The organism is Paenibacillus sp. FSL R7-0048 (assembly GCF_038004505.1).
Lineage (GTDB): Bacteria > Bacillota > Bacilli > Paenibacillales > Paenibacillaceae > Paenibacillus_AQ > Paenibacillus_AQ odorifer.
Window position 1 is genome coordinate 2792815 of sequence record NZ_JBBORF010000001.1, and the last position, 12123, is coordinate 2804937.

Genomic DNA, 12123 nt, shown 5'->3' on the forward strand with positions numbered 1-12123 from the left:
GTGAAGAGTGTGGAAAAGACATTGGGTACATCCGCCATTTCCGTTACATTGCTCGACTGTCTTCATCGCGCTTTAACAACAGGAGATATTGAACTTTGGCTGGAGACCCAGTATTTCGAAGATGAAATGGAAGCTGAATCACAGCGGGCATGGTTCCATGGGTATTTACAAAAAACAGTTCCGACTTGCATAGAATTTAACGTACGAAATGTCAGAATAAGTCTTGCTGAAATTGTTGCTGCCTGTACTTTGACCTTTACTTATGAAGAGTTTGACCAGCTAAAGGATGAGCATATTTATACTATGCGCTATGTTGAAGACAAAAAAGAATGGAAGGTTGTAACGATCGAGAAAAGCTGGCTACCGTTTGGTTCGGCCGAAGCCGATCTAATTTATTACGATACTTATTCCATGACTGATCTCTTCTGGTGGACCAATGAAGCGGAATTGGAGATTGTTAGAAACAGCAACGATCCTCTGCCGGCGAATTTATACGCTCGGGCAATTCCACGAAATATACGTTCCCGGGAAGTGCACTCTGAATTGGAATGTGCGGCCATTCTATCCAATATGCTGTCTTTGCGCGTAGCTGATCTGGCAGCATTGCTGTTTCAGCCAACCGCTCTAGGGACGCTGGAGTCCTTATATCATTTTGCAAGTGAAAATATCAATTTCCAGATTGAGCGGCCTGATCGTAACAGCAGCTGGTCAAGCAAATTTACTGCTCCAACGTTTAGTTATGATGAATTGTTGACCTTGGCTGAAGATCACTTTCCACTAACCGCTAATTGTACGCCGCTTATGTCATTTTATTTTGCGGTGCTCCGATTATGCGGCTTGGCGGCTTCGGATATCGTCCAGCTCCGTTTAGTTAATTACGATTGTTTGCTCGTCTCCATCACTGGAGAGGCATATCTGTTTTTCACAGATCGGATTGTTAAATTAAATGCAGGTACTTACTATTATCAGACCGAAATCAGCAAGCTGTTCAATGAGAGGGAGTATTGGTCTGCTGCCGGAAGTTCGAATTTATCAGACCGGATGGTGGAGCAGTTAAATAACTGGTTCAAGGATGGTATTGTATTTAAATTCTCGCGTCCGCTAACAACGGGAATTAGATATATGGATGAATGCCCAATGCCCAGTTTAAAAGAATGCGCCGACCCGCTGCAACTTCATCGGTTGCTGCGTCAAACGATGCTGAGATATAGCTGCAATCTGCCGGATTCTGTATATACGTACGCCAAATATGCTTATCAGACACTATTAGTAACAAAACCGCAGGCTTATGTTCTCGCATCTATGAATAGTCCGCTTATTCGTCAGTTCCTGAGCGACTATAATACGAGACAGCATTTTTTTGAATATGTGGATTTATTGAAGAAGAAATCCATATTTCGGGAACATGACCGACTGATGACTGCGGACCAAGTAATACGTCACGGTACCGCCGATCCTGCTTCCCTTACAGTGTTGGTGTATGTCTGGTTAAATCAAAGCCACCAGTCTCAAGGCGGGGTTTGTATAACTGATGAAGATAGCTATTGTTTTTTTGAAGGAGAAATATGGAGCGGCAAAAAACGAAAACCAGCATCAAAGATGCAAGGAAATCTGTTAGTAGCTTTTAACCATGAATCATGCTTCAGTGAGCTGATGAACATTTCTGAAGCGAAGACCGAATGGATAACATTCATACGGCAGCATATGACGATGTCTCATGAAGGAGCCGATCACATTGAATGACTGGATTAAAATTCAAGGTGCGAGAGAAAACAATCTGAAAAATATATCTCTGTCTATCCCCCGAAACAAACTAGTGGTGTTAACTGGATTGTCTGGTTCCGGCAAATCAACGCTTGCCATGAATACCTTGCAGCAGGAATGTCAGAGGCAATACATGGATTCGCTCGGTATGATAAGTGATTTTATCCACAAACCTAAGGTTGATTCTATTGAAGGGTTGTCGCCTTCCATCTGTATTGACCAGCGCCACACTAACCGAAATCCCCGGTCAACCGTTGGAACTACAACGGAATTGTACACCTTGCTTCGTATATTGTTTACCAAAAGCGGAGAAAGACCTTGCCCTAATTGCGGAAGCCAAGTCAAGGGTCCAAGTAGTGCTGACATCTGGCAGGAAAACTATGAGTCGATCGAAACAGAGATTAAAGATCTTCCTATGTCCTATTCCGATGAGGGCAAAGCCGTGTGCCCAGAGTGCAGCCATGAGCTTAGAGCATTGACCATGTCCCATTTCTCTTTCAATAAACCTGAAGGCGCATGTCCGGTTTGTATGGGCTTGGGGGTTGAACGAAAACCGAATTTACAAGAAATTTTCAATGACAGCCTCAGCTTGAAGCAGTGTGCACTTAAGGGGAGCAATCCTCATGGAGCACAGTTAATGGCCGATAATTTGGTTGCAGCCGGTAACTATTACGGATTTGTGTTTGATTCTGATAAACCCTTGAGAGATTTGGGCACGGTCGAACGGGATCTGCTGTATTTCGGTGTATACAGCCAGCGATTTATCAGGCATTTTCCTGAGAAGACCCCTCCAACTTATGCTGCAGAGGGAAGGTTCGAGGGAATTCTGACCAACCTGGAACGCAGATACAAGGAACGCGGACACGAATCGGACTATCGAGAGAAGATTGAAAAATTCTTTCATCTGCAAGAGTGTTCGGATTGTCACGGTACGAAGCTGAACACAGATAGTCGAGCGGTTACGCTAGCCGGGAAAAGTATCACCGAAGCATCTGCAATGCCGCTCTTCCATTTGCTTGGCTGGTTGCGTAAAGTGTCCGCTCAACAGCTAGGGGGAAGTCAGGATCCGCTTATGAACATCGTTTCCGAAATGGAAAAAAAGCTGGCTCGCTTGATTGAAGTAGGTGTCGGCTACTTAAGCTTGGACCGATCCACCGTTTCTTTATCTCTGGGAGAAATGCAGAGGCTTAAGCTCGTCTCATTAATCGGAGCTAGCTTAACAGGAGTTTTGTATATTCTCGATGAACCGACAATTGGCCTTCACCCGATAGATACCGAAGGCCTGCTCCGGGTGCTCCGGCAGTTGCGTGATCTTGGAAATACGGTTCTAGTTATCGAGCATGACCCGGATGTTATGCGGGCGGCCGATTACATTATTGACATCGGACCGGGTGCGGGCAAGCAAGGGGGAGAAGTGGTTGCGGCTGGCTCCGTGCAGCAGCTGATTCAGTGCAGCAGATCATGGACCGGGCAGTATTTCGCTGGTGAAGATACAGTGGTTCTTCCTGAACAGCGCCGCAGAGGAAACGGGAAATGCATTGAGATTACAAACGCCAATCGCCATAACCTTAAGGAGGTAAGTGTGAATATCCCGTTGGGCAAGCTCGTTGTGCTGACCGGGGTATCAGGGTCGGGGAAATCGACTCTTATGTTCGACGTCCTGGCTCGATCCGCACAGCTTCATTTTACCCAAAGCACCGAGACTGATGCCTATGCAGATGTTAAGGGCTGGGAGAATGTGCATAAGGTCATTAGCTTTGATCAATCCCCTATCGGTCAGACTGCAAGATCAAACGCGGCAACTTACACAGATGTGTACACGGCGATAAGGAATATTTTTGCTGCGCTGCCTGAAGCGAAAATGCGTAATCTCCAGGCCAAACACTTTTCTTGCAACGTACCCGGCGGCCGATGCGAACGCTGTCAGGGAGCCGGGCTTGTGCAAGTGAATTTGCAATTCCTACCGTCGGTTGAGACCCCATGTCCTGTATGCCGGACCAAACGATTTAAGCCGGAGATTCTGGATGTAAAGTATAAAAACCATAGCATTTCAGATGTATTGGCTTGCTCTGTAAAAGAAGGGATGAAACTGTTCGCGGATGAACCATCCGTATATAACAAGCTGGATGTGATGTGCCGTATTGGGCTGGATTATTTAATTCTGGGCCAGCCGGCAACCACTTTGTCCGGCGGGGAGGCACAACGGGTAAAGTTGGCCAGAGAGCTCTCCAAAAGCAGTAGACACCACACCTTGTACTTGCTTGATGAACCAACAACAGGCCTGCATCCGCATGATGTGATTAAGCTGATTGATATGCTTGGGCAGTTGGTCGACTCGGGTAATTCTGTCGTTGTGATAGAGCATAATACCGATGTCTTAGTCATGGCGGACTGGATTATTGACATGGGGCCGGAGGGAGGCCTGGAGGGGGGACAAGTCTTGGGTGAAAGCACACCAGAGAACATCGCGGAAATCAAGAATTCCAAAACAGGTCGAATTGTAAATCAGCTTCTCAATCAATATCAACAAAACTTAGAGGGGGAGTATACGTGTTAATTCTTGGTTTAAGCGGTGGGCTAGGACATGATTCAGCGGCATGTTTGGTTCATGATGGCGTTTTGGTGGCCTATGCTGAGGAGGAGCGTTTTTGCCGAAAAAAACATGCTTACGGAGAGCCCCCGGTTTTGTCGCTCCTCAATTGTCTGTCACAAGCGGGCGTTGCTTTTGAAGATATCGATCTGATTGCTTTATCATGGGACCCGCAAAAAGCGGAAGAATTGGGGATATTGGAGAAATTCAAGAAGCACCCGGTATTATCAGGCAAAAAAATGCCCACTATCATTTCGGTCAGCCACCATTTATGCCATGCGGCAAGTGCCTACTATTTATCCGGGTTCGATGATGCGGTGATTTTGGTCATGGACGGACAAGGAGACGATATTTCAACCACAGTAGCCTATGGGAAGAATGAGCATATTGAGGTTAAGCAAGAATACGGAATTTCACAATCGCTTGGATTTTTTTATTCCATAGTCAGTGATTATTTACAGCTTGGAGCATCGGGAGAAGGAAAGCTGATGGGATTAGCCTCTTATGGAGAGTCAGTCTATGACTTTTCTGTACGGTTGACGGAAGACGGGTACGAGATTCCTATCGGAGAACCTGATAGTTCGCTTGGTTTGGAGGATAAGTATAACAAGCTGACCCGAATATGGATGAAGGAAATGTACCGTAAATTCGGTGATCCTCCAAAACGTATCTATAGCAATAATACACTGTATGGCGGGCTCAATTATACGGTCGAATACAGCAAGAAGCACAAAGATATTGCCGCATCGGCGCAGCAGGCGCTGGAAGACACTATTGTGCATCTTTGCCAGCAGACCATCCGGCAAGGCAACAGTAAAAATTTGGTGATAGGCGGAGGTGTTGCTCTCAATTGTACGACGAATGGAAGGCTGGAACGCCTCGGAATGTTCGATGAAATCTTCGTATTACCGGCAACCAATGATGCTGGGGGCTGTATCGGAGCTGCCATGATTGCCTCTAAAGAACGTTCCGTTCTCCCTGTAAAGGGCAGACTGAAGACTCCTTACTGGGGAATTTCCTATGATGACAACCATATATCGGAGGTGTTAAAAAAGCTTGGTTTGAAGTATAACTATTCATCCGATATTTGCCGGCAGACGGCAGAACTGATTGATAGAGGTAAAGTCATTGGCTGGTTCCAAGGCGCAGCCGAGATGGGGCCAAGGGCATTGGGCAATCGTTCCATAACAGCCAGTCCTGCAAGTTATGATTCATATGTAAAAGTCAATCAAAAAATCAAATTCAGAGAATCCTGGAGACCTCTGGCGCCAAGTATTATGGATGAACATTCGGATTGGTTGGTGGAGGAGGCGCAGTATTCGCCGTATATGCTGAAAGCCTACACAGTCAAAGAAGAGAGAAGGCAAGCTGTTCCTGCCATCGTGCATGTAGATGGATCCACTAGACCGCAAACGGTCCGAAGCGAGGTGAATCCGGTCTGGCATCAGCTTATTGCCGAGCATTATAAGTTGTCTGGAATTCCGCTGATAATGAACACATCGCTTAACACACGAGGAGAACCGGTGTGTGAGACTCCATACGACGCCATCAAAACCTTCTATACCTCCGCTATGGATGCGCTGGCGGTCGGCAATTTCTTAATCGAAAAATAATACGGGAAACGAGGGGATTTGACCGTTATGAACAGAGATGAGGAATATATCCAAGCGACAGTGATGGAACTAATCCGCAAAAATGGAGCCTTACCCACAGTAGAACAGAAAGAGACGCTACAGGCTGCTGATTTGAACAGAACTTTAAGCGAATGGGGAGTTAATTCGTTTCGGGCTTTATATCTTCTGTACGATTTGGAGGAGGTCTTCCGGGTTCAGATTCCAGACAACTGTCTCACTCCGGAGACCTTTGAGTCTCCCCTGACGATTATTAACTGTCTTAAAGTGTTGCTCAATGATAAGGCAATTTCCTGATGCATGATTTTTAATTCCAAGAATCGGGAGGATGAAGTATGACTCGAGGTTTATCAAATTGGGAAGCGCTGCTGCAGGCCGAGCGAATGCATAGAAGTCTCCCTCCTATCCGTGCTGATTCCGATTTAACTGATATTCCGCTGAGCGGTGCTCAGCGCAGATTATGGTTTTTGCATCAATTGAACCCTACCAGCTCCGCTTACAATATGACGATACAATACCGCTTGAAGGGTTGTCTGAATTATAAACACTTGACTGAATGTCTGGGTATCTTGAAGGAAAGGCATCGAATTTTAGACACTGTATTTTACGAAAAAGACGGGGAACCTTACCAAAAGACGGTTCCACAGCCCGCAACGGTCAGGATTGAGCGTCTGGATTGTCTTGAGTCAGAGATGGAGAAACAGGCGCTGGATTGGTTGGTAATGGAGATTAATAAACCGTTCGAATTAAATGGAGGCTCTTTATTTGAGGCGGTACTGGTGCAGATGAGCCCAACCGAGCATTTACTGATATTTCGTTTCCATCACAGCATTTCAGATGCGTTGTCTCTGGATATTTTTACAAATGAATTCAGGGAGATCTACAACGCTTTGGAAGAAGGCAGGGTGGCACGCTTGCCTGAATTGCCGGTACAGTATTCTGCTTATGCGGTCTGGGAACAAAAATATATTGCAAATGCCGGCAATTCAACACTAATGGATTATTGGAGCAACAAGTTAGCTTCGGCAGATACGCGGCTTGATTTAAATCTTGCGGCAATGCCTGAAGCTGCTGGACCAACCGATTCGGAGTGCAATTATGGGGGAGAGTTGCCGCAGGATGCCTATAATGAAATGCTGGATTTTATAAAACGTCACCCCGAATTCACGGTCTATAACGTTATGCTGGCAGCCTACCGGGTCCTGATGTTTAGATACACCGGTCAGTCTAACCTGATTATCGGCTCAACCATGGCTAACCGTAACCGCATTGAAGTAAGGAATCTTATCGGTTTTTTTGCCAATACGTTGCCACTCACCACCAATGTGCAGACTGAAGACAGCTTCTTTGAAGTTTTGAATAAAGAGAAAGAAACAATTAATGAGGGCATTGCCTATCAACAAGTCTCTTTCGACAAGCTGGTCAGTATTATGCATCCAGATCGCAGGCCAGGGGAAAATCCGCTGTTTCAAACGATGTTTACTTATGTGCAGAGCGGCAAAACGGATTTGGAGTTATCCAACCTAACTGTTGAAGCGTTAAAGGCAGATAAAAGCTCTTCGGCCTTTGACCTGACGATTGGGCTTAATGATACCGGAAGCGGAGTGCAATTATTTTACGAATACAACAATGATAAATGGTACGCGGCCTCATTGAGGCAATTCCATTACCACTACATTAACATTCTCCAGCAGCTGCTGCAGCGACCGGAGGCTACGGTTAGCAGCCACATGTTTTTGACCGCGGAAGAAATCAATAAAGTGATCTACGAATGGAATGATACTTGTACCGATTTCGGCTGTCTGGACAGCCGAAGGTTCATAAGCCAGATCAAAAAACAAGCTGAGAAGCATAGTCATCTGCGGGCTGTATTTTTGAGCGAAGAAGACAACATGAGTTATGAGGAGCTTGATCTGGCCTCAGATATGCTTGCTTCGAGGCTGATGCAATTGGGGATCGGGCGTGGCAGCCTTGTTGGATTGGGCTTGGAGAGATCTGTTGAGCTAGTCACCTCAATTCTGGCGGTAATTAAATGCGGCGGGGCATTTATGCCGCTTGATCCACAGCTGCCCTCCAAACGTCTGGCCCATATGATTTGTGAGTCGTCGTGTGCACTGATCATCACCCAGGAACAATATGCGGCTCTGTTTAAACCGATGCATAAGGTGGTCCTCGTCGGGATTAGCTCTTATTCAGCTGACTTAAGGTGTGAAATTGTGCACAATGAGCCGGCCGAGCCCAGCGATTTAGCCTATGTTATCTATACTTCCGGTTCAACCGGAACCCCGAAGGGCGCGATGAACAGCTATAAGGGATTATACAACCGGCTTCTTTGGATGCAGCGGCAGTTTGGTTTGGATGAGACCGATAAAGTGCTGCAGAAGACACCGCTCACTTTTGATGTGGCAGTATGGGAGCTGCTGTGGCCATTACTGCATGGAGCGGAATTGGTATTAGCCCGACCGGATAAACCGCATGATCCCGAATATATTGGGAATGTGATTGTCGAAAGGCATATTACGACCATTCATTTTGTTCCGGCCATACTGCAGCAGTTTATGGACTCCGTTCCAATAGAAAACTGCATTTCACTTAAAAATGTCATTTGCAGTGGAGAAGAGCTGAGTACCACATTACGTGATTCTTTTTTCTCTAAATCCGCTGCGCGTTTGTTCAACTTGTACGGGCCCGCTGAGGCAGCCATTGATGTAACCTGCTGGGACTGTGCGGAAGGCCGAGGCCATTCAAGTGTTCCGATCGGCAAACCGATTTCCAATCTCCGAATTTACATTCTGGATAAGTATCTTCTGCCGGTTCCCGTTGGGGTTTACGGAGAAATATGTATTGGCGGAATAGGAGTGGGCCTAGGATACATCGGAAATGAAGAGCTTACTAACCGCAGTTTTGTACCCAATCCTTACTCCAGACATCCTGCTGCTGAACGTCTGTACCGCACAGGAGACATGGGCAAATTCCTCGAAGACGGCACGATTATTTATGGGGGAAGAACAGATCAACAAATCAAGCTCAACGGTGCGCGGATAGAACTGGGTGAAATCGAGGCCGTATTTCGCCGTTACAACCGGATCAAAGAGATTCTTGTCCATCCGCTGAAGCAGAATAACGGGGGGCAGCTTATGATTGCCTATTATGTGAGCGATGAAGAGATTGCTGCTGCGGAGCTGCGAAACTATGCGAGAGCGTATTTGCCGGCCTATATGATTCCTGGCATCTTTATGAAACTTGAGAGATTTCCGTTAAATCGAAATGGCAAGGTTGATCGCCAGGCGCTTCCGCTGCCTGATGTGAGATTTAAAGAAGTGAGCAGCGCTCTACTTCCTAAAAATGAGTTTCAGGCAGAGATAGAATCTATCTGGCAAGAGTTGTTAAGTTTGGAGGGCCGTGCGATCGGCGTTGCCGAGAATTTTTTTGATCTGGGCGGCCATTCGTTATTAGCTCTAAAGCTAGTTAGTATTGTCAACAAAAGATTCAATACAAACATAACCATTATGGAGTTGTACCTAGGCGAATTTACGATTGCAAGAATGGCGGACATGCTGTCTGAACCGTCCTCAGCTGCAGCCCAAGGACAGCTGACGAAATCAGTGTTATCTCAATTAGGAATGTCATTGGAAGAAATTTTGCAAGTAGGCGAAGGAACATTAGGCCAGAGATAAATGATGGACAGGGAGGATATGATGGACCAAATACAACAGCGGGTGGAGGTATTGCTGCGCCTATTTGTAAAGTGTGATATTTCCTTGGAGCCCGAAAGTGCGTTCACAGATCTGGAAATGGATTCGCTTACTTACATCAAATTTATTGTTGAAGTTGAGCGGGCATTGCAATTGGACTTTGATCCTTACCTTTTGGTAGCAGGACATTTTCCTACGGTTGGAGATTTAACGGCATATCTCTGGAGTAAAAATGGTGAAGGATGTGCCACAGATGCCTAACCTGCCGATCAAGTACCCTATGGTGAACAGCAGCATGAACAGTTCTCATCTGCTCAGTGTAGTGGAAGTCTGCTCTAGTAAGATGGATTGGCTGCATAACCATTATATTCATTTATATCTTGGAGCGAATATGGATGTGATGGATCTTGAATTTCTGTCACCCGAGCAATCTTTGGGGCATTTCCCCTATCTGAATTTTAAAGAGATCAGGCTTGGTCCTGAACGTGTTGCTGTAAAACAGATCTTGGATTGTCTTGCCGAGAAGGAGTATGTCGAAGTAAGCTTGGATGAATTTTATATAGAAGGTAAGCACTATTTTAATAAGGTTCATTTCGAAAGGAATTTTATGATTTACGGCTATGATGATCTTAGTCATACATTTAGTATTGCTGGCTCGGATTACGATAAAATCTTCGAGTTTCATGAACTTCCCGCCGATCAGATCATATCATCGCTGCGCGCTCATGCATTCGAGCGGCATTCGATTCGCTCTGTCCGGCTAAATGAAGCTGATAAGATGCATTTTGAGCCAACTACACTGATCGCAAGCCTAGGGGATTATTACTATTCACGCCAGCCGAAAACCATGGTAACCTGCCCGGAAACAGATGGAGGTTCGTATTGGGGGATGAAGGTGTATGGGGCGCTGCTAGACTATTTAGATAGGTTGGCGCGTAACGAAATTTTCTATTGTGTTCGTCCGTTTCATTTACTCTGGGAGCACAAAAAATGCATGGTTAACAGGCTTGGATATTTGTCTCAATGTGGATATAACCTTTCTGATTTCATTATGAAAGGCTATGAGGATATATACGAAACCACTCTTATTCTCAGAAACATTTTGGTGAAATATCATCTTGAGCCTGACCTTAACCTGTTGCGGATCGCTGCACGCACAGTGGAGAGTATCGATGAGCAAGAGCGCGCGCTTCTGTCAGCGCTTTTGAAAGAGTTTAGTACTGTAATCAGCAAAATAGAAGAAAAGGAGAATTCTCGGTGATACCCGATAAATGTGAAGTTGTTATTATTGGATCTGGAGCAGTCGGGGCATGTACAGCCTACTATTTAGCCAAAAAAGGGATAACCGATGTGGTAGTACTTGAGAAAAGCGGAAGTTTAGGCGGAGCAACCACATCTATCTGCGCAGGCGGGATGCGAAGTCAGTTTACAACGGAGATAAATATTGAATTGTCCAAGTTAAGTTTTCGATTGCTGGAGCAGCTTGATTCGTATAACCTTGTTCAGGATGAAATGGACCAGTGCGGATATATGTTTATTTTCACGGCACAAGATAATCTTTCCGAGTTTTATGATGCGATGCTTTTGCAGCAAAGGTTGGGTGTGCAAACGGAATGGATGGAGCCTAAGCAGATTCAAAAGAAGCTGCCGATGCTGGTTCTCGAGGATGTAGCCGGTGCAACTTACAATAAGCAGGATGGATTGATCGACCCCAATAAGATTACAAACGCGTATATTCGACTCTCCAGAGAGCTGGGTGTCAAATATTATCCTGGAGTCGCTGTAACGGACTTTATTACTGACGGTTCCGCGATACAGCAAGTGGTAACGTCAGAAGGAGCGATAACTTCGCGAGTTGTTGTAAATGCTACAGGCCCCTGGTCCAAATTTGTGGCTGCTAAAGCCGGAATTGAGTTGCCGGTAATCCCCTGCCATCAGCAGTTGTTGGTTACAGATGTGCTCCCATGGCTGCCCGCCGATTTTCCCGTTATTGTGTTCCCCGGGGAAGGTCTAGGCTTACATAAGGAGACAGGCGGTCTGTTAACGGGCTTGAATAAGCCCTTTGTTGCAGGGGTATGCGAAGATCCGGATTACAACTACTCAGACCCGGAATGGGAATATAAACATCTGGAAGCTGCTCTTCGTCGACTGCCTCGTCTCCAGGAAGCAACCATCAAATCCTGCTGGGGAGGGTATTATGATGACACGCTGGACTCCCATCCGGTGCTGGGCGCTGATAACAAAATCCAGGGGTTTTACCATGCGTCAGGATTCAGCGGACATGGTTTTATGCACAGCCCGGCCGCCGGACTCCTAATCAGTGAAGAAATAGCCGGGAATTCCGCACAAACATTAGACATATCATCATTGCGGTCCAATCGCTGGCTAACTGCAGCAGGCAGAAAAATTAATGAATACTACAAGATTTAGAAGTATAGGAGGT

The 12123-nt window shown here is 45.9% G+C and carries 8 protein-coding genes; all 8 read left to right on the top strand.

The annotated features are described in order from the left end of the window. Positions 1–9: 9 nt before the first annotated feature. From NSQ91_RS12150 to NSQ91_RS12185, 8 genes are read left to right on the top strand one after another with little or no spacing between them, the layout of a single operon-like run. Entirely contained in the window at positions 10–1743 is a 1734-nt protein-coding gene (locus NSQ91_RS12150; protein ID WP_143763938.1) for a hypothetical protein, read from the top strand. Beyond that, entirely contained in the window at positions 1736–4321 is a 2586-nt protein-coding gene (uvrA, locus tag NSQ91_RS12155; protein ID WP_076305287.1) for an excinuclease ABC subunit UvrA, read from the top strand. Before NSQ91_RS12150 ends, uvrA begins: the two co-directional genes overlap by 8 nt. Next, positions 4315–5967, top strand: a complete 1653-nt coding sequence (locus NSQ91_RS12160) for a carbamoyltransferase family protein (RefSeq protein WP_076129938.1) — start codon at positions 4315–4317, stop codon at positions 5965–5967. Before uvrA ends, NSQ91_RS12160 begins: the two co-directional genes overlap by 7 nt. Positions 5968–5994: 27 nt before the next feature. Beyond that, complete coding sequence (locus NSQ91_RS12165) at positions 5995–6282, top strand: hypothetical protein (RefSeq protein WP_076129939.1); 288 nt, start codon at positions 5995–5997, stop codon at positions 6280–6282. Between the two features lie 38 nt (positions 6283–6320). Beyond that, positions 6321–9662 (top strand): non-ribosomal peptide synthetase, encoded by a 3342-nt coding sequence (locus tag NSQ91_RS12170; protein ID WP_076305286.1) that lies wholly within the window; start codon positions 6321–6323, stop codon positions 9660–9662. Positions 9663–9680: 18 nt separating this feature from the next. Next, entirely contained in the window at positions 9681–9941 is a 261-nt protein-coding gene (locus NSQ91_RS12175) for an acyl carrier protein (RefSeq protein WP_175617289.1), read from the top strand. Next, positions 9934–10941: a hypothetical protein gene (locus NSQ91_RS12180; protein ID WP_076189799.1), complete on the top strand. Its 1008-nt coding sequence runs from the start codon at positions 9934–9936 to the stop codon at positions 10939–10941. Before NSQ91_RS12175 ends, NSQ91_RS12180 begins: the two co-directional genes overlap by 8 nt. Further along, on the top strand, positions 10938–12110 hold the full coding sequence (locus NSQ91_RS12185) for an NAD(P)/FAD-dependent oxidoreductase (protein WP_076129943.1): 1173 nt from the start codon (positions 10938–10940) through the stop codon (positions 12108–12110). The genes NSQ91_RS12180 and NSQ91_RS12185 overlap by 4 nt, the downstream gene beginning before the upstream one ends. Positions 12111–12123: the final 13 nt, after the last annotated feature.